This is a genomic window from Salmonella sp. 32082101201600294FB01SM01, from assembly GCF_017572865.1.
GTDB lineage: Bacteria > Pseudomonadota > Gammaproteobacteria > Enterobacterales > Enterobacteriaceae > Salmonella > Salmonella enterica.
Map to the genome: position 1 here is coordinate 381,657 of NZ_JAGESB010000002.1, position 23,940 is coordinate 405,596.

Sequence of the window (23,940 nt, forward strand, 5' to 3'; positions counted from 1 at the left end):
GCGTACGCTTTACATGTCATTTGGTGCAGAATGAATGATAACAGACTAAATAAATTGAGATTATGCAACAATGAGAAAACTCACCTTGCCAAAAGATTTTTTATGGGGCGGCGCGGTTGCTGCACACCAGGTTGAAGGCGGCTGGAATAAAGGCGGTAAAGGCCCCAGCATCTGCGACGTGCTAACCGGCGGCGCACACGGCGTGCCACGCGAAATTACCCAGAATGTCGTTGCTGGCAAATACTATCCGAACCACGAGGCGGTGGATTTTTACGGACATTACAAAGAAGACATCCGTCTTTTCGCCGAAATGGGGTTCAAATGCTTCCGTACCTCTATTGCCTGGACGCGTATCTTCCCGAATGGCGACGAATCCCAGCCAAACGAGGCCGGTCTGAAATTCTACGACGACATGTTTGATGAATTGCTCAAATACAACATCGAACCGGTCATCACCCTTTCCCACTTTGAAATGCCGTTACATCTGGTCCAGCACTACGGCGGCTGGACCAATCGTAAAGTCGTTGATTTCTTTGTCCGTTTTGCTGAAGTCGTGTTTGAACGCTACAAGCATAAGGTCAAATACTGGATGACCTTCAACGAAATTAACAACCAGCGAAACTGGCGCGCGCCGCTGTTTGGCTACTGCTGTTCCGGCGTGGTGTATACCGAGCATGAGAATCCAGAAGAAACCATGTATCAGGTCTTACATCATCAGTTTGTCGCCAGCGCCCTGGCGGTGAAAGCGGCACGTCGTATTAATCCACAGATGAAAGTTGGCTGTATGCTGGCGATGGTCGCGCTGTATCCCTTCTCCTGCAAACCAGAAGATGTGATGTTTGCTCAGGAATCGATGCGTGAACGCTACGTCTTTACCGATGTACAGCTGCGCGGCTATTACCCGTCCTATGTGTTGAACGAGTGGGAGCGCCGCGGATTTAACATCAAAATAGAAGATGGCGATCTTGAAGTGCTGCGCGAAGGCACCTGCGATTATCTTGGTTTCAGTTATTACATGACCAACGCGGTCAAAGCCGAAGGCGGTAGCGGCGATGCGATTTCCGGTTTTGAAGGCAGCGTACCGAACCCCTATGTTAAAGCATCTGACTGGGGCTGGCAGATTGACCCGGTGGGCCTGCGTTATTCATTGTGTGAACTGTACGAACGCTATCAAAAGCCGCTGTTTATTGTCGAAAACGGTTTTGGTGCTTACGACAAAGTAGAAGAAGATGGCAGCATCAACGACGACTATCGCATTGACTACCTGCGCGCCCATATTGAAGAGATGAAAAAAGCGGTGACTTACGATGGTGTCGACCTGATGGGCTACACGCCGTGGGGCTGCATCGACTGCGTGTCGTTCACCACCGGGCAGTACAGCAAGCGCTACGGCTTTATCTACGTGAACAAGCACGATGACGGTACGGGCGATATGTCGCGTTCGCGTAAGAAGAGCTTCAACTGGTACAAAGAGGTGATTGCCAGCAACGGCGAGAAGCTTTAACTCCTGCACGTTACCCGCCAGTCGGCGGGTAACACTTTGAACGAGTCTTACCAGGTCTTACCTATTTTAAATTCCCAGCGTACATCTTCCATTTTGGTTGGCGACTTCGCTTCCTGCATTACCGGGAAGAAGGCTCCGGCACCAAACCATAATTTCAGTGAATCGACGGCAATATTAAATGACGGACCAACAACCCATTCGGTAGTTCCAGAATGGTTATTAATTACGCTGCCATTAGACAGTTTTTTCGTTCCAGAGGCATTATTGCTGTAGGCACTTTCCAGACCAAGATCCAGCGGTAAATCGCTAAACATATACCGCACCTGGGTATTCCACTGGAATTCGTTACCTCGTTTCACGTCCTGGTTACCGCGCTCAAATGGTCCCTGATAGACAAAACCCATATCCCCTTTAATGTTAGGAGTAAATAATTTTGTTAAAGTGAGTGTTACTCTTCCTCCCCAGGCGCTATTCCCAGGCAAATGATTATCTCCATCTTGCCCGGTGGGTAGTAATAATGCCCCACCTACCGTAACCCAAAACGGATCACCTCTTCGCTGGCTCATTAAAGCATAATTGACCCCCACCGATTGGTCGCCCATTCCCTCTATGTGCTCAGGAGACAGATTGTCTCGTTTGTTATTGATATAGGAACCCACAGTTGATAATTCCAGTCTGTCGGTCAAACCGTAACGAATCTTCAATAACCATATCTGGGAGTAAACATCCGGACTTCCGTGCCCCTCGATTTGATGATCTTTATCGCGAAATGAGCTATTCACGGCGGTTAATAACTTTCCTTCCGGCAATACTGAACCACCAGAAATAGCGGTATTAACAGGTGCACCTAATAGATTACTGGGATTATTTTCTCCGTCAGCTGCCATTGCATTCATTAATATAAAACATGTCATTAATGGCAGAAATATAAATCGTTTCATTATTCCCTCCAGGTATAAAAAACAAAGCACTAAGTTAATAAATATTTACGTTATTTATGGTTATTTTTAATTTATAATTTAAATTAATAACTTGATGGATTTAATATACGGAAATTTTTGTAACTATATTGAGAGGTAAATAACGATTCCGGAGAGAAACTATTTGTAATCAAATGTAAATACACCGTGTTATTTTGATTAAATAACAGCAAGATAAAAATGATGCACAATGAATCATTAGACTCTAAAAAACCGGTAATTTAATTCTGGCTAATACACTGATACAAACGCCAGGTTACCTGACAGGAGCCAACGATTTACTGTAATATATTGAATTAGTAACACTTTGTAGCCTGAATAAGGCACTCACACTGCATCCGACATCAACAAAGCGCACTTTATTAACAAGCTGAAAAGGCGCCGAAGCGCCTTTAGAAGACAGTCGAATCAGTAAATTACTGGTAGTCGCTAATCGGTACGCAGGAGCAGAACAGGTTACGGTCGCCATAAACATCATCCAGACGTTTCACCGTCGGCCAGTATTTGTCTGCCACGCCTGCCGGGAATACGGCAACTTCACGGCTGTACGGATGCGCCCACTCGGCGACCAGTTCGTTCTGAATGTGCGGCGCGTTCACCAGCGGGTTATCTTCCAGCGGCCAGACACCGGCTTTCACCTGGTCAATCTCTGCGCGGATAGCCAGCATCGCATCGATAAAGCGATCCAGCTCGGCCTTACCTTCAGATTCCGTCGGCTCTACCATCAGCGTGCCCGCCACCGGGAACGACATGGTTGGCGCATGGAAACCGTAGTCGATCAGACGCTTGGCAATATCCAGCTCGCTGATGCCGGTTTCTTCTTTCAATGGGCGAATATCAAGAATACATTCGTGCGCCACACGGCCATCGCGACCGGTATACAGTACCGGGTACGCGTCTTTCAGACGGCTGGCAATGTAGTTAGCGTTAAGAATCGCGACCTGGCTTGCCTGCTTCAGGCCTTCTGCGCCCATCATGCGGATGTACATCCAGCTGATTGGCAGGATAGAGGCACTACCGAACGGCGCGGCAGACACCGCACCCTGACGGGTGAGCATCCCTTCGATTTGCACCACGCTATGACCAGGTACAAACGGTGCCAGATGCGCTTTCACGCCGATCGGTCCCATGCCTGGGCCGCCGCCGCCGTGCGGAATGCAAAAAGTTTTATGCAGGTTAAGATGCGAAACGTCCGCGCCAATAAAGCCCGGTGAGGTGATGCCGACCTGGGCGTTCATGTTCGCGCCGTCAAGGTAAACCTGACCGCCGAACTGGTGCACAACTTCACACACTTCACGGATCGTTTCTTCATAGACGCCGTGGGTGGACGGATAGGTCACCATGATGCAAGAGAGGTTCGCAGCATGTTGTTCTGCTTTTGCTCGCAGATCGTCCAGGTCGATGTTGCCGTTCTTATCACACGCCACAACCACCACCTGCATTCCTGCCATATGTGCAGAAGCAGGGTTAGTGCCGTGAGCAGAGGCCGGAATCAGGCAGATATCGCGATGCCCTTCGTTGCGGCTTTCGTGATAGTGACGAATCGCCAGCAGCCCCGCGTATTCCCCCTGTGCGCCGGAGTTAGGCTGCATACAGACGGCGTCGTACCCGGTGAGTTTCACCAGCCAGTCAGAAAGCTGGCTAATCATCTGATGATATCCTTCCGCCTGTTCCGGCGGGCAGAACGGATGCAGTTCAGCGAATTCCGGCCAGGTGATAGGAATCATCTCGGCGGCGGCGTTCAGCTTCATGGTACAGGAACCCAGCGGGATCATCGCCTGGTTCAGCGCCAGATCTTTACGCTCCAGCGAGTGCATATAGCGCATCATCTCGGTTTCGCTGTGGTAACGGTTAAATACCGGATGCGTCAGAATCGCATCGTCACGCAGCATACTTTGCTGAATGGAACGGCTATCAAGCGCCACGTCTTTATCCAGTGTTTCAATGTTCAGACCGTGGCTGTCGCCCAGCAAAACATTGAACAACTGCGCCACATTCTCACGGGTGGTGGTTTCATCGAGCGTAATACCCACCGCGTTATGAATATCGCTGCGCAGATTGATCTCTGCCGCTTCCGCACGCGACAGTACCGCAGCTTTATCAGCCACTTCCACACACAGGGTGTCGAAGTAGTGCGCATGACGCAGCTTTAAGCCTTTCTGTTGCAGACCTGCCGCCAGAATATCGGTCAGGCGGTGGATACGATTAGCGATGCGCTTCAGACCGACCGGACCATGATAAACGGCATACAGGCTGGCGATGTTAGCCAGCAGTACCTGCGAGGTACAAATGTTGGAGTTCGCTTTCTCACGACGGATATGCTGCTCGCGAGTCTGCATCGCCATGCGCAGTGCGGTATTGCCCGCCGCATCTTTTGAGACGCCGATAATACGGCCTGGCATGGAGCGTTTAAATTCGTCTTTGGCGGCAAAGAACGCCGCGTGCGGGCCACCGTACCCCATCGGTACGCCGAAGCGTTGCGCAGAGCCGAAAACAATGTCCGCGCCCTGTTTGCCCGGAGCCGTCAGCAGCACCAGCGCCATAAAATCGGCGGCGACGCTGACCACAACTTTACGGGATTTCAGCTCAGTAATCAGTGCGCTGTAGTCGTGAATTTCACCTGTGGTGCCTACCTGTTGTAACAGCACGCCAAACACATCCTGGTGATCCAGTGCTTTCGCCGCGTCATCTACAATGACGTCAAAGCCAAAGGTTTCGGCACGCGTACGCACGACGTCCAGAGTTTGCGGATGGACATCAGAGGCGACAAAGAAACGGTTGGCATTTTTCAGTTTGCTGACGCGCTTTGCCATCGCCATCGCTTCAGCGGCGGCGGTCGCTTCATCCAGCAGCGAGGCGGAAGCCATGTCCAGCCCCGTCAGGTCCAGCGTCACCTGTTGGAAGTTGAGCAGCGCTTCCAGACGCCCCTGAGAGACTTCCGGCTGATAAGGAGTGTAGGCGGTATACCAGCCTGGATTTTCCAGCATGTTGCGCAGGATAACCGGCGGTAGCTGCACGGCTGTGTAGCCCATGCCAATGTAGGACGTGAAGCGCTTGTTACGCCCGGCGATGGCTTTTAATTCCGCCAGTGCGGCATATTCGGTTGCCGCCTCGCCAACCTGCGGCGGAGTCGCGAGCTGAATGTCTTTCGGCACAATCTGACCTGTCAGCGCGTTTAACGACTCGGCGCCAACCGCATTCAGCATCTCTTGCTGCTGCGCGGCGTCCGGTCCGATGTGGCGTTCAATGAAAGCGCCGCGGTTTTCAAGCTGGCTTAACGTCTGTGTCATGGGCGATGGTTCCTGAAACGTGCAGTGAATCGTAGGTGTCTCTAACTCAATTGCCCGGTGGCGCTGACGCTTACCGGGCCTACGCGTGCGAAAACGAATACGCAAAATCATTCGCGTTGCAGTGAGTAGGCCGGATAAGCATTAGCGCCATCCGGCACAACATTATTCGTCTTCTAACAATGCCTCATACGCGGTGGCATCCAGCAGCGATTCAAGTTCGCTTTCATCGCTGGCTTTGATTTTAAAGATCCAGCCACCGGCATACGGTTCGCTGTTCACCAGCTCTGGGGAGTCGCTCAGCGCATCGTTTACCGCCACGATCTCGCCGCTTACCGGCGCATAAATGTCGGACGCCGCTTTTACGGACTCCGCCACGGCGCAGTCGTCGCCCGCGCTTACGGTCGCGCCGACTTCCGGCAGATCAACAAAAACCATATCGCCCAACAGCTCCTGAGCGTGTTCAGTAATGCCAACGGTGTAAGTGCCATCCGCTTCTTTACGCAGCCATTCGTGTTCTTTGCTGTATTTCAGTTCTGCGGGTACGTTGCTCATCAATTAATCTCCAAAAAAGGATGAATCACGCGACGGCTTTGCCGTTACGCACAAAAACAGGTTTAGTCACTTTTACCGGCATTTCACGGTTACGAATTTGTACAATCGCCGTCTCGCCGATGCCCGCCGGAACGCGCGCCAGCGCAATGCTGTAGCCCAACGTTGGGGAAAACGTCCCGCTGGTGATAATGCCTTCTTGCTGATTGCCCTGCGCATCGGTAAAACGCACCGGCAGTTCATTACGCAATACGCCTTTCTCGGTCATCACCAGACCGACAAGCTGCTCATGGCCTTTTTCACGCTGCATCTCCAGCGCCTCACGGCCAATAAAGTCGCGGTCAGCAGGTTCCCAGGCGATAGTCCATCCCATATTAGCCGCCAGCGGAGAGATACCTTCATCCATCTCCTGACCGTACAGGTTCATGCCTGCTTCCAGACGCAGCGTGTCGCGCGCGCCAAGACCGCACGGCTTCACGCCCGCCTCCACCAGCGCACGCCAGAAATCCGCCGCTTTTTCATTCGGCATGGCGATTTCATAGCCCGCTTCGCCGGTATAACCGGTGGTGGCGATAAACAAATCACCCGCCTGAACGCCGAAGAACGGCTTCATACCTTCTACTGCATGGCGCTGTTGGTCAGTAAACAGAGTCGCCGCTTTTTCCTGCGCATTCGGCCCCTGTACCGCAATCAGCGACAGGTCGTCACGAACGGTGATGTCGATGGCATAAGGTTCAGCGTGTTGGGTAATCCAGGAGAGGTCTTTTTCGCGGGTGGCGGAGTTAACAACGAGACGGAAGAAATCTTCAGTGAAGTAGTAGACGATAAGGTCATCAATCACGCCGCCCGATGCATTAAGCATACCGGAGTAGAGGGCTTTACCCGTCTTCGTTAGCTTCGCGACGTCGTTTGCCAGCAGATAACGTAGAAACTCTCGTGTACGGCTACCATGAAGATCGACAATGGTCATATGCGATACATCAAACATCCCGGCATCGGTGCGCACAGCGTGGTGTTCATCAAGCTGAGAGCCGTAATGCAGGGGCATCATCCAGCCATGAAAATCGACCATGCGGGCGCCGCATAGCGTGTGTTGTTCGTACAAAGGCGTCTGTTGGGCCATCTTTTCCTCGTTGAATTAGCGGGGGCTAACAACCATTTTCATGGGAAATCTTCGCCACGAAACCTGGCATCGACGCCCTTTTTCCTGCGCCGACGCAAACGTTCTCTTGCTCCTGAACTTACCACCGAACCAGGCGCTAAACCATAAGGCTGAATTTACCATCACATTAGCTTATGACTAAAAAACGCTAAAATCCCATCAGCACAAAAAACCACTATTACGCTAAATACTCGTCATAAAAAGGAAGCTGATACGATTTACCACAACATAAATTAATATTAAATGCGGAAAAAATGTCGAAAATCGCGTTCGCTAAAAATAGTGGCATTAGAAAATATAATGCGAAATAGGCGGTGAAATTAGATTATTTCAAACGAGGAAAGCCCCCCGGCGCGATAGCCGGGAAAGCAAAGTGTGACGGGTTTCAAACTCTTGCTGGCGTGCAGTCAGACGCTTAACGAAGCCATTGCGGAAGGTCGTTTAGCCCCATTGCCTGGCGAAGCAGTTGGGGTTTGACGCCGGGGAGCGTATCCGCCAGTTTCAGTCCGATGTCGCGCAGCAATTTTTTTGCCGGGTTTTCGCCGGCAAACAGGTCACGAAAACCTTGCATCCCGGCAAGCATCATCGCCGCGCTATGTTTACGGCTACGCTCATAACGACGAAGATAAAGATGTTGACCAATGTCTTTGCCCTGGCGCTGAAGCCGGCGCAGATCGTCCACCAGTTCAGCCGCGTCCATAAAGCCGAGGTTGACGCCTTGCCCTGCCAGCGGATGGATGGTGTGCGCGGCATCGCCGACCAACGCCAGACGATGCGCGGCAAACTGGCGAGCATAGCGGCCCGTCAGCGGAAAAACCTGCCGTTCGCTTTCCAGGCGGCATAAGCCCAGCCGATTATCGAAGGCGATAGTCAACGCCTGGTTAAACGCCTCGTCGCCGCTCTGTTGCATACGCTCCGCATCCTGCGGAGAAAGCGACCAGACAATGGAACACAGATGCGGATCGCTTAACGGCAAAAATGCCAGAATACCTTCACCATGAAACACCTGGCGAGCAACCGCGCCGTGCGGCTCTTCGGTGCGGATAGTCGCTACCAGCGCATGGTGACGGTAGTCCCAGAAAGTTAAGGGGATATCCGCTTTGTTACGCAGCCAGGAGTTGGCGCCATCCGCGGCAATCACCAGACGCGCGGTTAACATCGCGCCGTCTTTTAAAGTCAGGAAAGCGTCGTTTTCCCCCCAGGCGACCTGCTGTAATTCCGCTGGCGCCATTAAGGTGATATCCGCCGCTTGCTGCGCTTTTTGCCACAGTGCATAGTGAATGACGCTGTTTTCAACAATATGCCCCAGATGGCTATATCCCATGCTTGCGTCATCAAACGTAATACGGCCAAAGCTGTCTTTATCCCAGACTTCCATACCGTGGTAGCAACTTGCCCGTCGTGCCACAATGTTTGACCATACGCCAAGACGGGTAAGCAGTTTTTCGCTGGCGGCATTAATCGCCGACACCCGAAGCTGAGGCGGCGCATCGTTCGCCAACGGCTGGGGGACTACGTGATCCAGTACCGCAACGCGCAAACCGCTCCCCTGCAAGCCGCAGGCAACAGCCAGTCCCACCATGCCTCCGCCAACTATTGCTACATCAACACTTTGCACTATTTACTCCTGGAAACCGGAACAATCAAAACCGTAGGCCGGATAAGGCGAAGCTGCCATCCGGCATTTTTACGAACACGATGCCGGATGGCGGCGTAAATGCCTTATCCGGCCTACAGATCGGCTTAACGCGCAACCCAACCTAAGGTCCGCTGTGCCAGCGCATCGCGCGCAGGCGGTAATAATTCCATCGCCATTAAACCGATATTGCGCCCAATAACCAGCGGCGCCCAACGATTTGCAAACAGATGGACCAGACCGTTCGTTACGCCAATCGTCGTATCCCGGTCAACCTGACGACGCTGCTGATAGCGCGATAACACGTGCCAGGCGCCAATATCCTCGCCCGCGTCCTGTGCCGCGACCAGCGTTTCCGCCAGGCTCATGACATCGCGCAGACCGAGATTAAACCCTTGTCCGGCGATAGGATGCAACGTCTGCGCCGCATTGCCGACCACGACAGTCCGGTGAGTAAACACTTTTGCCGCCGTAGTAAGGGCAAGCGGATACGCGCTGCGCTTACCGGCCTGAGTAATTCGCCCCAGCCGCCAGCCGAACGCGGCCTGCAACGCATGACAGAACTGCGCGTCGGACCAGCTCAGCACCTCATCGCGCTGGTCGAGCGGGTGACACCAAACCAGCGAACATCGGCCATGCGACATCGGCAACATCGCCAGCGGGCCATTGGGAGTAAAACGTTCAAAGGCGCGTCCCTGATGCGGGATCGCGGTCGCGACATTCGCTATCACCGCTAACTGTTCGTAAGGCTCCTGATGCCAGTCAACGCCGCAGGCTGACGCGAGCGCGGAGTGGGTACCGTTAGCCGCCACCAGCACGCTGCCAGCTATCACATTGCCATTTTCCAGTGTGACGTTAACCTGCTGTTGGGTACGCGACACGCTGGCTACGCGCTCCGGGCAGTGCAGCGTAACGCCTGGCGCTTTACGCAAGAGCGCAAACAGACGCAGCCCGATATCATGCAGCTCCGCAACGTGACCCAACGCTGCCAGGCTGTAATCCTGCGCGTCGAGAGTCACAAATCCGGCATGACCGCGATCGCTGACGTGTACGGTGTTGATTGCCGTTGCGCAATCGGAAATCGTCTGCCAGACGCCAATTCGCGCCAGTTGCTGGCAAGTGCCCGCCGCCAGCGCAATCGCTCTGGCGTCAAAGCCGGGATGGCCGTCGGCTTCAGGCGCTTTCGCTTCAATCAGGTGTACCGGCAACGTCCCATGACTGAACTGAGAGATGGCCAGCGCCAGCGTCGCGCCTGCCATGCCGCCGCCAACGATAATGACGCTCATTGCTGCCGCGCCGCCGCCATTAATGCCTCAATGTCATCCGCCTTCTTCACAACGCCAGCGGTCAGGTTTTCATTACCGGTTTCGGTAATGACAATGTCATCTTCAATTCGAACGCCAATGCCGCGATACGCTTCCGGCACGTCGGCATCCGGCGCGATATAGAGGCCTGGCTCTACGGTCAGCACCATGCCCGGCTCCAGGATGCGGGAGCGATCCGGCCCATAAACGCCGACATCATGAACATCCAGCCCCAGCCAGTGGCTCAAGCCATGCATAAAGAAAGGACGATGCGCATTTTCGGCAATCAGTTGATCAACCTCTCCTTGCAAAATCCCCAGCTTCACCAGCCCGGTTATCATGATGCGCACGACTTCGCCGGTCACCTCCTGAATAGAGGTGCCAGGACGGAACAGTCGCAGGCTGGTCTCCAGCGATTCCAGAACGATGTCATAAATTTCACGCTGAGCTGGCGTGAATTTCCCGTTCACCGGGAAAGTACGCGTGATGTCGCCCGCGTAACCTTTATATTCACAGCCCGCGTCGATAAGCACTAAATCGCCGTCGCGCATTTCACTTTCGTTTTCAGTGTAATGCAGGATACAGCCATTTTCGCCGCTGCCGACAATGGTGTTATAGGAGGGATAGCGCGCGCCGTGGCGATTAAATTCGTGGTGAATTTCACCCTCCAACTGATACTCAAACATCCCCGGACGGCATTTTTCCATCGCGCGGATATGCGCCAGCGCGCTAATTTCCCCGGCACGGCGCAGGACAGCAATCTCTTCCGGCGATTTGAACAGGCGCATCTCATGGACGATCGGTCGCCAGTCAGTCATGGTGGCCGGCGCGGTCAGATTCTGGCGGGAGCCTTTACGCAGCTTCTCCAGCGCAGCCAGAACAATCTCGTCGGCATACGCATATTCGCCCTGCGCGTGGTACACCACATCCAGACCATTAAGCAACTGAAAGAGTTGCTGGTTGATTTCGCTAAACGCCAGCGCCCGGTCAACACCCAGTTTTTCCGGCGCGGCATCCTGTCCTAAACGGCGACCAAACCAGATTTCCGCCGTCAGGTCGCGAACGCGGTTGAACAAAACGCTGTGGTTGTGGGTGTCATCACTCTTAATCAGTACCAGCACGGCTTCCGGTTCGTTAAAACCGGTGAAATACCAGAAGTCGCTACTCTGGCGATACGGATATTCACTGTCTGCGCTGCGCGTCGCCTCCGGCGCGGCAAAGATCAGCGCGGCGCTGCCGGGCTGCATTTGCGCCAGTAATGCCTGGCGACGGCGTTGGTATTCCTGCTGAGTCATGACATGGCCTCCATTTCGTTTTTTCTTAGTGTAGCGTCGGTTTACGCACTTCCGGCGCGGTTGGCTGTTGGCGCGTGAAAGTGTCATGACATAACAGCGCCGCAACACGGACATATTCGATGATCTCTTCGAGCGACATCTCCAGCTCTTCCTGATCTTCGCTCTCATCATAACCAAGCTGCGCAATATTACGCAGGTCGTCAATCGCTTCACCCGTTTCGCCGGTGACTTTATCAAGTTTAGGCTGCGTTACGCCGAGGCCAAGCAAAAAGTGGTTAACCCACCCGGCTAATGCATCAGCGCGATCGAATACGCTGACATCGTCGCCTTCAGGCAGATAAAGCTGAAAAAGAAAGCCGTCGTCTTCCAGCGCGTCGCTGGTCGCCGCGTGCATTTTGCGCAGCGCCTGAGCAAGCTCATGCCCGAAGGCCAGACCTTCGTTCGTCAGGTCGTGCAACAGCGGCTGCCATGAGCTGTCGTTGTTGCCGCCGCAAATCATCCCGCTGATTAAACCATGCATTTCAGCCGGGGTCAGACCGGCCCCTTGTTGATTCAAAAACCGGTTCATTTCGTTGTAACCAGGCATTTCGTTCTGTATAGACATAAGCATTCGTCATCAAAGGGAGGATATTCATGATATGCTACCACTTTGGACCCTGGTGAACCAGAAAAGGGCTTGTATCTTCACACCAGGGTAGCTATAGTGTCGCCCCTTCGCGGACCCTGGGTCTGGAGACGAAGGCAGCGCAGTCAATCAGCAGGAAGGTGGCATGTCTGCACAACCCGTCGATATCCAAATATTTGGCCGTTCACTGCGAGTGAATTGCCCGCCTGACCAAAGGGATGCGTTGAATCAGGCTGCGGACGATCTGAATCAGCGGTTGCAAGATCTGAAAGTTCGCACTAGAGTCACAAATACTGAGCAGTTGGTTTTCATTGCCGCATTGAATATCAGCTATGAGTTAACTCAGGAAAAAGCGAAGACCCGCGATTACGCGGCGAGCATGGAACAACGTATTCGGATGCTACAACAGACCATCGAACAGGCGTTGCTTGATCAAGGTCGCATAACCGAAAAAACGGGCCAAAACTTTGAATAACACTTTTCGCTTTACTATGGTAAAGTGATTGTGAAAACAGAATTTCTCTGAGATGTTTGCAAGCGGGCCAGTCCCCTGAGCCGATATTTCATACCACAAGAATGTGGCGCTCCGCGGTTGGTGAGCATGCTCGGTTCGTCCGAGAAGCCTTAAAACTGTGACGACACATTCACCTTGAACCAAGGGTTCAAGGGTTACAGCCTGCGGCGGCATCTCGGAGATTCCCCTTCTGACTGGCGACAGCCATGACGCAACTTCCCGAACTCTCTTTATCACGACAAGAAATCCGCCGAATGATTCGGCAACGTCGCCGTGCGCTAACGCCAGAGCTGCAACGCCGCTTTGGTCAACAGGCCGCCGCCCGAATGCTCAGCTTTCCTCCCGTCGTGATGGCGCACACTGTCGCCGTGTTTCTCTCCTTTGATGGCGAACTCGACACCCAGCCGCTGATTGAACAGCTATGGCAAGCGGGCAAGCGCGTCTACCTTCCGGTTCTTCATCCCTTCAGCCCCGGCAACCTCCTGTTCCTGCACTATCATCCGCAGAGTGTGCTGGTGACCAACCGCTTAAAGATTCAGGAGCCACGGCTTGATGTCCGCGACGTATTGCCGCTGGCAAAGCTGGATGTGCTGGTAACGCCGTTAGTCGCGTTTGACGAAGACGGGCAGCGTTTAGGTATGGGCGGCGGTTTTTATGACCGCACGCTACAAAACTGGCAGCAGCATAAGATCCTACCTGTGGGCTACGCGCATGATTGCCAGTTAGTGGAAAAACTGCCGGTTGAAGAGTGGGATATCCCGCTGCCTGCGGTGGTAACGCCATCCAAAATTTGGGAGTGGTAGCCGTGTTTTGTCGATTGACAGCGTCGCTTTTTTGACCTAAATTTCTCGGTGAAGGGTGAGGGAGGCGAACCCCCCTCCTGCGTACTCACTGTTAATATGCTGGGCAAGCGATGATTAACAGGATCAGCAGCATGATGACGTATCTCATCATCGTCCCTTTCCTTTTTAGAGCCCCTGCTTCGGTAGGGGCTTTCCCGTTTCAGCGCTATGCTGAGCCCTTATCGTAAATTCCTTTTATTGCTGTACAACACGCAACGCTGCCTTTAATTACCAATTGCGGCAAGGCTCGAAAACAGAATGTATGCGTTACACGAAGAGATGTTGAGGCAGGGAAACCAGAGAAAGGATGGGCAGGTCATCTCCTGCCCATTTAGAGGAAATTAGTACAGCAGACGGGCGCGAATGGTGCCCGGAATCGCCTTCATCGCCAGCAGCGCTTTCTCCGCTACATCGCCATCGGCTTCTATATCAATTACCACATACCCCATTCGGGCGGAGGTTTGCAGATACTGTGCGGCAATGTTAACGCCCTGCTCGGCAAAGATCTGGTTAAGCGCGGTCAATACGCCCGGGCGGTTTTCGTGGATGTGCATCAGGCGACGACCACCGTGCAGCGGCAGCGACACTTCCGGGAAGTTCACGGCGGAAAGCGTCGAGCCGTTATCCGAGTACTTAATCAGTTTTCCTGCGACTTCCAGACCGATGTTTTCTTGCGCCTCCTGCGTCGAGCCGCCGATATGCGGCGTCAGGATCACGTTATCGAATTCGCACAGCGGAGAGGTAAACGGATCGCTATTAGTGGCCGGTTCCGTCGGGAAGACGTCGATAGCCGCCCCCGCCAGATGTTTCGTCGCCAGCGCGTCGCACAAAGCCGGGATATCCACTACCGTACCGCGCGCGGCGTTAATCAGCAGCGAACCCGGCTTCATCAGGGCTATCTCTTTTGCGCCCATCATGTTTTTGGTGGAGGCGTTTTCAGGTACGTGCAGACTGACCACATCGCTCATATTCAGCAATTCAGACAGGTGCTGCACCTGAGTTGCGTTACCAAGCGGCAGTTTATTTTCAATATCATAGAAATAGACATGCATCCCCAGCGATTCCGCCAGAATGCCCAACTGCGTTCCGATATGGCCGTAACCGATAATACCAAGCTTTTTACCGCGCGCTTCGAACGATCCCGCCGCCAGTTTATTCCATACGCCGCGGTGCGCTTTGGCGTTCGCTTCCGGCACGCCGCGCAGCAGCAGCAATAGCTCGCCAATCACCAGCTCCGCCACGGAACGGGTATTCGAGAATGGCGCGTTAAAGACCGGAATACCGCGTTTTGCCGCCGCATTTAAATCCACCTGGTTGGTGCCGATGCAAAAACAGCCAATCGCCACCAGCTTCTCTGCGGCGTTAATCACTTCTTCTGTCAGATGAGTACGGGATCGCAGACCGATGAAGTGGGCATCGCGGATGGACGCTTTCAACTGTTCAGCGTCCAGCGCGCCCTTGTGATATTCAATGTTGGTGTAACCTGCCGCACGAAGGCTTTCCAGCGCCTTTTGATGCACCCCTTCAACCAGCAGAAATTTAATTTTATCTTTCTCCAGCGATACCTTTGCCATTTCCCCGATCCTGTCTTTTTTTGCCATCTGATGTTGTGTGTGGATTTGCATCCGTCCTTCAACATATCAAAAAAAATTATCACGGCAATATGAACGTTTGCGCCAGCGTCGTGAAGGAATCGCATACAGCGGGAAATAGCAGATGAAAATACCGGGAATAACTTTTTCTTTGGAGGGATCGGCAGGGCAAACGATTAAACGTGATACATGTCACCAAATTTGCCCTGACCGAATTTTTTACGCGGCAGGAAATACGCCTGGCGGGATCATTTTACGATGGTTTTCACCCCGTCCGGCGTGCCGATCAGTGCGACATCGGCGCCACGGTTGGCGAACAACCCTACGGTCACGACGCCTGGAATCGCGTTAATGGCGTTTTCCAGCGCGATGGGATCAAGGATTTCCATCCCATAAACATCCAGAATCACGTTGCCGTTATCCGTGACCACGTTCTGACGGTACTCCGGACGCCCGCCCAGCTTCACCAGTTGACGAGCGACCGCGCTGCGCGCCATCGGAATCACTTCGACCGGCAACGGGAATTTGCCAAGAATATCCACCTGTTTAGAGGCATCCGCAATACAGATAAATTTCTCCGCCACGGAAGCAATAATTTTCTCACGGGTTAATGCCGCGCCGCCGCCTTTGATCATCTGCATATGACCGTTGATTTCGTCCGCGCCATCGACATAGATACCCAGGCTATCCACTTCGTTGAGATCAAACACATGAATACCGAGGCCTTTGAGTTTTTCAGTCGAGGCGTCCGAGCTGGAGACCGCGCCTTCAATCTGGCCTTTCATTGTGCCCAGCGCATCAATAAAGTGTGCGGCCGTTGAGCCTGTACCAACGCCCACAATGGTGCCGGGCTGTACATACTGAAGTGCCGCCCATCCTACCGCTTTTTTCAGTTCATCCTGCGTCATAGATCGTTTCGCCTGTGGTGTGAAAATACAGCCGCATTATAGAACATTGTCGGGAAAAATCTCCGTGTCCGTACACAGGCTACGGATTTCATCTGTACCGACGGCAAATTTATGTCATAGTGCGGAAAAAAATAACAGGAGCATGACACAACAATGAAACGTCCGGACTACAGAACACTACAGGCGCTGGATGCCGTTATACGTGAACGAGGATTCGAGCGCGCCGCCCAGAAGCTGTGCATCACGCAATCCGCCGTCTCACAGCGCATAAAACAGCTTGAGAATATGTTCGGACAACCTTTGTTGGTGCGTACCGTTCCTCCTCGCCCCACGGAACAAGGACAAAAATTACTGGCTCTGCTGCGTCAGGTTGAACTACTGGAAGAAGAGTGGCTGGGCGATGAACAAACCGGCTCTACGCCGCTGCTGCTGTCGCTGGCGGTTAACGCCGACAGTCTGGCGACCTGGCTGCTTCCGGCGCTGGCGCCGGTGCTGGCGGACTCCCCTATCCGTCTCAATTTACAGGTGGAAGATGAAACGCGCACGCAAGAACGTCTGCGTCGCGGCGAGGTGGTGGGCGCGGTGAGTATTCAGCATCAGGCGCTGCCCAGTTGCCTGGTAGACAAACTGGGCGCGCTCGACTATCTGTTTGTCGCGTCAAAGCCGTTTGCCGAGCGCTATTTCCCCAATGGCGTTACCCGGTCGTCGCTGCTGAAAGCGCCCGCCGTCGCGTTCGACCATCTGGATGATATGCATCAGGCCTTTTTGCAACAGAATTTCGATCTACCGCCCGGCAGCGTGCCATGCCATATCGTTAATTCATCCGAAGCGTTTGTACAGCTTGCGCGCCAGGGCACGACCTGCTGCATGATCCCTCACCTGCAGATTGAGAAAGAGCTGGAAAGCGGCGAGTTGATCAACTTAACGCCTGGTTTGCTACAGCGCCGGATGCTTTACTGGCACCGCTTTGCCCCGGAAAGCCGGATGATGCGCAAAGTGACCGACGCGCTACTGGAGTACGGGCACAAGGTGCTGCGTCAGGATTAGCCTCTCTATGAATGCCGGATGGCGGCGTGAACGTCTTATCCGGCCTGCATAACCCATTATTCTCCCGCCACTTCTTTGAAATTCATCACAAAATCATTGCGTTCAGGCGGCAAAAACCGAGAACACCGGGAGAAAACGCGGCCTGGAAGCGCCCAAGCCGGGCGAGATTACTGCGTGCTGGCGGCCGTTGTCGACGTCTGCCCTGTTCCAGGTTCAAGCTGGAATACCACATCGACCTGATCGTCGAACTGAATGGTCGGCTGCTCGTAAGTTTCCTGCGCGGATACCGGCGCAGCATCTGCGGCTTTCATCATTCGCACCACCGGACTCGGCTGATAATTAGAGACATGGTAACGAACGCTGTAAACCGGCCCCAATTTGCTGTTAAAACCGGCTGCCAGCGCTTGCGCCTGATGAATCGCGTCATCAATGGCGGCTTTGCGGGCCTTGTCTTTATAGGCGTCCGGTTGCGCCACGCCCAGCGATACCGAACGAATCTCATTCAGACCCGCCTTCAGCGCGCCGTCCAGCAGAGAATTAAGTTTATCTAACTGACGCAGCGTCACTTCAACGGTTCGCACCGCGCGATACCCTTTCAGAATGCTTTTACCGTTTTGGTAATCATAATCCGGCTGCGTGCGCAGATTCGCCGCGCTAATGTCTTTTTTCGCAATCTGATTTTGCTCAAGGAAGGAAAGATATTGCGCCACGCGCTCATCGGCCTGCTTCTTCGCCGTCGCCGCATCCTTCGCCGCGACGTTCACTTCAATCGCTAAGGTGGCGATATCAGGCACAGCATCGACGCTTGCCGTACCGGAAGTCACGATGTGCGGGCCTTCCGGCAATTCGCTTGCCTGCGCCGACATTGCACTTAAACCCACTAATGCCGCCAGGGCCATCACTTTGAACTTCACAGTCTCTCCTCCATATTGCAGTCATTGCCCTGATATACAGGGCGCATGCAGGCAAGCTTAGCGGATATCGGCCTGTTGTCCATCAGACAACGCTTAGTTGAAAAGCGCGTGCATATGCGCGACGCCTTCCCGCGCTAGTTGGAAGGCGATAAGCCACATCACCACCCCAACCAGAATGTTGATAATGCGTTGAGCTTTCGCCGTACGCAGTCGAGGCGCAAGCCAGGCCGCCAGTAGCGCTAACCCAAAAAACCATAAGAACGACGCGCTAATCGTGCCGAGAGCAAACCAGCGCTTTGGCTCCATAGCCAGTTGCCCGCCGAGACTGCCCAACACGACAAACGTATCCAGATAAACGTGCGGATTCAGCCACGTTACCGCCAGCATCGTAGCAATAATTTTCCAGCGCCCCTGCTTCATAACCTCGGCGCTGGCCAGCTCCAGATTACTGCTCATTGCCGTTTTCAGCGCGCCAAAACCGTACCATAACAAGAACGCGACCCCGCCCCATGTGACCAGCGCCAGCAGCCATGGCGACTGCATCAGCAACGCGCTACCGCCAAAAATACCGGCGCTAATCAGGACTAAATCACTTAACGCGCAAAGCAGCGCTATCATGAGGTGGTACTGGCGACGGATTCCCTGATTCATCACAAACGCATTTTGCGGGCCAAGCGGAAGGATCATGGCGGCGCCAAGGGCAAACCCTTGAAAATAATAAGATATCACGTTAACTACCCTGAGCTGTTTTTCTTAAAGGCAGACTATAGCGCGGGAATATTATTAGCGGAAATTGATAATTTTAATCACTAATAAGAAAAGCTAATGAAGAGACTGAATAACGGATGGCGGCTACGCTTATCCGCTCAATAACCAGAGAATACTGGAGGCGGATAAGCGCAGCGCCGGCAGGCAGCGCGAGAGAAAAATTACTCCGCGGCGTTATCTTTCACACGTTTAAAATTGACGTCCATCTGCGGGTACGGGAAGCTAATACCAGCGGCGTCGAATTCACGTTTAATACGTTCCAGCACGTCCCAGTAGACATTTTGCAGGTCGCTGCTTTTACTCCAGACACGCACCACAAAATTAATTGATGAGGCGCCCAGCTCATTCAAACGTACCGTCATTTCGCGATCTTTTAAAATACGATCGTCGGACTCGATAATCGTCGTTAGCAGCTGTTTCACCTGATCGATATCCGAATCGTAGGCCACCCCAATAATGAATTCGTTACGGCGAACCGGCTCACGAGAATAGTTGATGATATTTCCCGCGATAATTTTGCCATTCGGAATCACAATAATTTTGCCGTCTACCGCGCGCATTGTCGTGGAAAAGATTTGCACGTTCAGTACCGTACCGGCAACGCCGCCCAAATCGACATACTCACCGGCGCGGAACGGACGGAACATAACCAGCAATACCCCAGCCGCAAGGTTAGAAAGCGATCCCTGTAATGCCAGGCCAACGGCTAAACCGGCGGCGCCCAGTACGGCAATAACCGAGGCGGTTTGAACCCCCACGCGACCCAGAGCCGCAATCAGCGTAAAAGCGATAACCCCATAGCGCACCAGCGCAGAAAGAAAGTCGGCCACTGTCGCATCAATATGACGCGCACGCATCAGACGATTTACCGTATTGGAGATCACGCGCGCTACAATCAAGCCGATGATGATAATAGCGATAGCCGCAACAATATTCACAGCATAGCTGAGCAATAACGCCTGGTTGCGTACCAGCCAGGTGCCCGCACCATTTATGCTGTCGACAACATTCAAATCTTCCATTCAATATTCCTTGGTCATAGCAAAACAAGCAAATGAGATCATTCTCACGAAAAGAACTTTTTAAAGGTAAACAAAAACAGAGGAATATGCCATTTTTCGGCATCATCCCAAAAAAGGCAGGTACACTGTGAGTTGGCCGGATGAAAGCGTTAACGCCGCTCTCCGGAAATAACGATAAAAAAATGGCTTCCCGAGGGAAGCCATTTTAATCAACAGACTACATTACAGAACGTCAATCGCGTTCAGTTCTTTAAATGCTTTTTCCAGACGAGCGATCATCGAAGTCTGGCCAGCACGCAGCCATACGCGCGGGTCATAGTATTTCTTGTTCGGCTGATCTTCGCCTTTCGGGTTGCCCAGCTGGCCTTGCAGATACGCTTCGTTTTCTTTGTAGTAGTTCAGAACACCTTCCCAGGTTGCCCATTGGGTATCGGTATCGATGTTCATTTTCACTACGCCGTAGCTTACGGAGTCTTTGATTTCCTGAGCAGTAGAACCGGAACCGCCGTGGAAAACGAAGTTGAGGCTGTTGTGCGGCAGGTTGTGTTTCTTAGAAACATACTCCTGAGAATCACGCAGAATGGTCGGGGTCAGAACCACGTTACCCGGCTTGTAAACGCCGTGTACGTTACCGAAGGAAGCGGCAATGGTGAAACGCGGGCTGATTTTGCTCAGCTCAGTGTACGCGTAATCAACATCTTCCGGCTGGGTGTACAGGGCAGAAGCGTCCATGTGGCTGTTGTCCACGCCGTCTTCTTCACCACCGGTGCAACCCAGTTCGATTTCCAGAGTCATGCCAATTTTGGACATGCGCGCCAGGTATTTGGAGCAGATTTCGATGTTTTCGTGCAGAGACTCTTCAGACAGGTCAATCATGTGAGAAGAGAACAGCGGTTTACCGGTCGCTGCGAAGTGTTTTTCACCCGCGTCCAGCAGACCGTCGATCCACGGCAGCAGTTTCTTGGCGCAGTGGTCAGTGTGCAGGATAACCGGAACACCGTAGTGCTCAGCCATCTGGTGAACGTGATGCGCGCCAGAGATAGCGCCCAGGATTGCCGCGCCCTGAGGTACGTCAGTTTTCACGCCTTTACCCGCGATGAAGGAAGCGCCGCCGTTGGAGAACTGAACGATGACCGGCGCTTTAACTTTTGCAGCGGTTTCCAGAACAGCGTTGATGGAATCAGTGCCCACGCAGTTAACTGCCGGCAGAGCAAAATTGTTTTCTTTTGCTACCTGGAACACTTTCTGTACGTCATCACCAGTGATCACGCCTGGTTTTACGAAATCAAAAATTTTAGACATGTTTCGTTGTCCTGTATCGTCGGGCTTTGGGAAAAAACACGGGCCGCCCTGAATGTCAGATCGGCAATAAATCAACGGGCAGGAATCCCTGCCCGTAACGATTACTTCTTAGCGCGCTCTTCGAGCATCGCTACGGCTGGCAGAACTTTACCTTCCACGAATTCGAGGAATGCGCCGCCGCCAGTAGAAATGTAGGAAATTTTGTCAGCAATGCCGAACAGGTCGATTGCCGCCAGGGTGTCGCCGCCGCCAGCGATGGAAAACGCTTCGCTATCAGCGATGGCATTTGCCACGATTTCAGTCCCTTTACGGAAGTTCGGGAACTCAAACACACCAACCGGGCCGTTCCACAGAATGGTTTTGGCATTCTTGAGGATTTCAGCCAGCTGCTGAGCGGAAGCATCGCCGATATCCAGGATCTGCTCGTCTTCTTTCACGTCGTTAACGGATTTCAGAGTCGCCGGTGCGGTTTCGGAGAACTCGGTGGCAACGCGAACATCGGTCGGAACCGGGATATCGCAGGTGGTCAGCAGACGTTTTGCTTCGTCAACCAGGTCAGCTTCGTACAGGGATTTACCGACGCTGTGGCCCTGAGCGGCAACGAAGGTATTGGCGATACCGCCGCCGACAATCAGCTGGTCAGCGATTTTAGACAGGGAATCCAGAACGGTCAGTTTGGTAGATACTTTAGAACCACCAACGATAGCCACCATCGGACGAGCCGGCTCTTTCAGCGCTTTACCCAGCGCATCCAGTTCAGCGGCCAGCAGCGGGCCTGCGCACGCGACGTCAGCAAATTTGCCGATACCGTGGGTAGAAGCCTGCGCGCGGTGCGCAGTACCAAAGGCGTCCATCACGAATACGTCACACAGGGCGGCATATTTTTTAGACAGCGCTTCGTCGTCTTTCTTTTCGCCTTTGTTAAAGCGAACGTTTTCCAGAACCACCAGCTCACCTTCGGCCACGTCGACGCCGTCCAGGTAATCTTTGACCAGGCGAACCGGGTTAGACAGTTTGTCTTTCAGGTAGTTAACAACCGGCAGCAGAGAGAATTCTTCGTTGTACTCGCCTTCGGTAGGACGACCCAGGTGGGAAGTTACCATCACTTTCGCGCCCTGTTTCAGAGCCAGTTCGATGGTCGGCAGAGAGGCGCGGATACGCGCGTCGCTGGTCACTTTCCCTTCTTTAACAGGTACGTTCAGATCCGCACGGATAAAAACGCGTTTCCCGGCCAGATCCAGATCGGTCATCTTAATTACAGACATGGTGAATCCTCTCAATGATGCTTAAAGTTTTGTCGACGCTGACGCGTCGAGCCTGAAACCAACTGCGGCCATCGCTAACGTGGTGTCGAGCATCCGGTTAGCAAAGCCCCATTCATTATCGCACCAGACCAGCGTCTTGATCAGGTGGGCGCCACTGACCCGGGTTTGCGTGCCATCAACAATGGCGCTGTGCGGGTCGTGGTTAAAATCTATCGAGACCAACGGTGATTCCGTATAGTCAACTATACCATGAAATGCACCTTGTGCTGCTTTTTGCAGCAACTGGTTGACTTCACTGGCTTTTACTGGTTTTTTCACCGTTACGCTTAAATCGATCGCCGTCACATTAATGGTTGGAACGCGCACGGCAATTGCCTCAAAACGATCGTTAAACTGCGGGAATATACGCGTAATGCCTGCCGCCAGTTTCGTATCTACCGGGATAATCGACTGGCTGGCCGCGCGCGTGCGCCGTAGATCGGAGTGATACGCGTCGATCACCTGCTGATCGTTCATCGCGGAGTGGATCGTCGTGACGGTACCAGACTCGATGCCGTAAGCATCATCCAACAATTTAATGACGGGAATTATGCAATTCGTGGTACAGGACGCGTTTGAGACAATACGATGTTCCGCACGCAGTTGGTTCTGGTTCACGCCAAAAACGACGGTGGCGTCAAGATCGTTGCTGCCCGGATGAGAAAAGAGCACTTTCTTCGCGCCAGCGGCAATATGCGCCTCGCCATGCTCCCGGTTGCCATATACGCCCGTACAATCCAACACGATATCCACGCCCAGTTCGCGCCACGGCAGATCCGCCAGCGTTCGTTCATGCAGAATACGAATGACATCGTCGCCGACAAAAAGCTGCTCGCGCTCGTGGCGAACCTCCCATGCAAAACGCCCGTGGCTGGTATCGTATTTCAACAAATGCGCCATGCCTGCGGCATCCGCCAGCTCGTTGATGGCCACCACGGTAATTTCCGCCCGACGTCCGGATTCATACAAAGCACGAACCACGTTACGCCCGATGCGACCAAAGCCATTAATCGCTATGCGTACGGTCATAGGTCTCCTGCAAGGCTATCCCGATTCAGATGAGGCTGACAGAGTAATGCAGCTCATCGTCGAGTAAAACCTCACCTGTCGCAAACTGCGACTGATTGGTTAATTGTCGAACATTTAATTAACTGAAACGCTTCAGCTAGAATAAGCGAAACGGGGAATAAAAGGAATGTTTGTCCAGTCGAAGAAGACAGTTATCTGACCTGCATCACATTTCATGGCCGCTTACGCTGCAATTTATTCCATATTTAAGAATCACCAGTACATCCGTCAGATCTTTTCATCGCCGCGTCACAAATACTGATTTATATCAGAAAGCGCTGCCGCCAGCGTCTATATTATCAGCGCCACGTCCG

20 protein-coding genes and 1 other RNA gene are annotated in these 23,940 nt (G+C 53.1%); 5 read left to right on the plus strand and 16 right to left on the minus strand.

Features of this window, described 5'->3' with window-relative positions:
* Nucleotides 1-70: 70 nt before the first annotated feature.
* Complete coding sequence (bglA, locus tag J4645_RS11595) at nucleotides 71-1,504, plus strand: 6-phospho-beta-glucosidase BglA (RefSeq protein WP_001230152.1); 1,434 nt, start codon at nucleotides 71-73, stop codon at nucleotides 1,502-1,504.
* Nucleotides 1,505-1,551: 47 nt separating this feature from the next.
* Here the strand turns inward: bglA and J4645_RS11600 are convergent, their stop codons facing one another.
* From J4645_RS11600 to J4645_RS11635, 8 genes are all read right to left on the minus strand, one after another.
* On the minus strand, nucleotides 1,552-2,445 hold the full coding sequence (locus J4645_RS11600; protein WP_000819365.1) for a transporter: 894 nt from the start codon (nucleotides 2,443-2,445) through the stop codon (nucleotides 1,552-1,554).
* Between the two features lie 455 nt (nucleotides 2,446-2,900).
* A complete protein-coding gene (gcvP, locus tag J4645_RS11605) occupies nucleotides 2,901-5,774 on the minus strand; it encodes an aminomethyl-transferring glycine dehydrogenase (RefSeq protein ID WP_000194977.1) in 2,874 nt (957 codons plus the stop codon).
* 162 nt (nucleotides 5,775-5,936) lie between these two features.
* Entirely contained in the window at nucleotides 5,937-6,326 is a 390-nt protein-coding gene (gcvH, locus tag J4645_RS11610) for a glycine cleavage system protein GcvH (protein ID WP_001295377.1), read from the minus strand.
* A gap of 25 nt (nucleotides 6,327-6,351) precedes the next feature.
* A complete protein-coding gene (gene gcvT, locus J4645_RS11615; protein ID WP_000068738.1) occupies nucleotides 6,352-7,446 on the minus strand; it encodes a glycine cleavage system aminomethyltransferase GcvT in 1,095 nt (364 codons plus the stop codon).
* A gap of 454 nt (nucleotides 7,447-7,900) precedes the next feature.
* On the minus strand, nucleotides 7,901-9,103 hold the full coding sequence (gene ubiI / locus J4645_RS11620; RefSeq protein ID WP_001192144.1) for an FAD-dependent 2-octaprenylphenol hydroxylase: 1,203 nt from the start codon (nucleotides 9,101-9,103) through the stop codon (nucleotides 7,901-7,903).
* Between the two features lie 125 nt (nucleotides 9,104-9,228).
* A complete protein-coding gene (gene ubiH / locus J4645_RS11625) occupies nucleotides 9,229-10,407 on the minus strand; it encodes a 2-octaprenyl-6-methoxyphenyl hydroxylase (RefSeq protein ID WP_000111152.1) in 1,179 nt (392 codons plus the stop codon).
* Nucleotides 10,404-11,720 carry a Xaa-Pro aminopeptidase gene (pepP, locus tag J4645_RS11630; protein ID WP_000193681.1) on the minus strand — a complete coding sequence of 439 codons (1,317 nt, stop codon included), beginning with the start codon at nucleotides 11,718-11,720 and terminating at the stop codon, nucleotides 10,404-10,406. The genes ubiH and pepP overlap by 4 nt, the downstream gene beginning before the upstream one ends.
* A 25-nt stretch (nucleotides 11,721-11,745) precedes the next feature.
* Entirely contained in the window at nucleotides 11,746-12,324 is a 579-nt protein-coding gene (locus tag J4645_RS11635) for a YecA family protein (RefSeq protein WP_000027236.1), read from the minus strand.
* Between the two features lie 166 nt (nucleotides 12,325-12,490).
* Between J4645_RS11635 and zapA the strand changes: the two genes are divergently transcribed.
* From zapA to J4645_RS11650, 3 genes are all read left to right on the plus strand, one after another.
* A complete protein-coding gene (gene zapA / locus J4645_RS11640) occupies nucleotides 12,491-12,820 on the plus strand; it encodes a cell division protein ZapA (RefSeq protein ID WP_001276011.1) in 330 nt (109 codons plus the stop codon).
* A gap of 41 nt (nucleotides 12,821-12,861) precedes the next feature.
* Nucleotides 12,862-13,045: non-coding RNA, 6S RNA (gene ssrS / locus J4645_RS11645), on the plus strand.
* A gap of 20 nt (nucleotides 13,046-13,065) precedes the next feature.
* Nucleotides 13,066-13,662, plus strand: coding sequence for a 5-formyltetrahydrofolate cyclo-ligase (locus J4645_RS11650; RefSeq protein ID WP_031607666.1), 597 nt, complete (start codon nucleotides 13,066-13,068; stop codon nucleotides 13,660-13,662).
* A gap of 380 nt (nucleotides 13,663-14,042) precedes the next feature.
* Here the strand turns inward: J4645_RS11650 and serA are convergent, their stop codons facing one another.
* Together serA and rpiA are read right to left on the minus strand one after the other, a co-directional pair.
* A complete protein-coding gene (gene serA / locus J4645_RS11655) occupies nucleotides 14,043-15,275 on the minus strand; it encodes a phosphoglycerate dehydrogenase (RefSeq protein WP_001151627.1) in 1,233 nt (410 codons plus the stop codon).
* Between the two features lie 266 nt (nucleotides 15,276-15,541).
* Complete coding sequence (rpiA, locus tag J4645_RS11660; protein ID WP_000189741.1) at nucleotides 15,542-16,201, minus strand: ribose-5-phosphate isomerase RpiA; 660 nt, start codon at nucleotides 16,199-16,201, stop codon at nucleotides 15,542-15,544.
* Between the two features lie 153 nt (nucleotides 16,202-16,354).
* Between rpiA and argP the strand changes: the two genes are divergently transcribed.
* Complete coding sequence (gene argP, locus J4645_RS11665; protein WP_000828345.1) at nucleotides 16,355-17,248, plus strand: DNA-binding transcriptional regulator ArgP; 894 nt, start codon at nucleotides 16,355-16,357, stop codon at nucleotides 17,246-17,248.
* Nucleotides 17,249-17,415: 167 nt separating this feature from the next.
* On the opposite strand, the gene J4645_RS11670 is transcribed toward argP, so the two are convergent.
* The 6 genes from J4645_RS11670 to epd form a co-directional block, all read right to left on the minus strand.
* Nucleotides 17,416-18,162 (minus strand): oxidative stress defense protein, encoded by a 747-nt coding sequence (locus J4645_RS11670; protein WP_000669854.1) that lies wholly within the window; start codon nucleotides 18,160-18,162, stop codon nucleotides 17,416-17,418.
* Nucleotides 18,163-18,255: 93 nt separating this feature from the next.
* Nucleotides 18,256-18,891, minus strand: coding sequence for an arginine exporter ArgO (gene argO / locus J4645_RS11675; protein WP_000626863.1), 636 nt, complete (start codon nucleotides 18,889-18,891; stop codon nucleotides 18,256-18,258).
* Between the two features lie 200 nt (nucleotides 18,892-19,091).
* Nucleotides 19,092-19,952, minus strand: coding sequence for a small-conductance mechanosensitive channel MscS (locus J4645_RS11680; RefSeq protein WP_000389833.1), 861 nt, complete (start codon nucleotides 19,950-19,952; stop codon nucleotides 19,092-19,094).
* A gap of 222 nt (nucleotides 19,953-20,174) precedes the next feature.
* Nucleotides 20,175-21,254 (minus strand): class II fructose-bisphosphate aldolase, encoded by a 1,080-nt coding sequence (gene fbaA / locus J4645_RS11685; RefSeq protein ID WP_000034387.1) that lies wholly within the window; start codon nucleotides 21,252-21,254, stop codon nucleotides 20,175-20,177.
* 101 nt (nucleotides 21,255-21,355) lie between these two features.
* The gene (gene pgk, locus J4645_RS11690) at nucleotides 21,356-22,519 is read right to left on the minus strand and encodes a phosphoglycerate kinase (protein WP_000111274.1); all 1,164 of its coding nucleotides are present in this window, start codon (nucleotides 22,517-22,519) and stop codon (nucleotides 21,356-21,358) included.
* Between the two features lie 21 nt (nucleotides 22,520-22,540).
* Complete coding sequence (gene epd / locus J4645_RS11695; RefSeq protein WP_000218329.1) at nucleotides 22,541-23,587, minus strand: erythrose-4-phosphate dehydrogenase; 1,047 nt, start codon at nucleotides 23,585-23,587, stop codon at nucleotides 22,541-22,543.
* Between the last annotated feature and the right edge of the window lie 353 nt (nucleotides 23,588-23,940).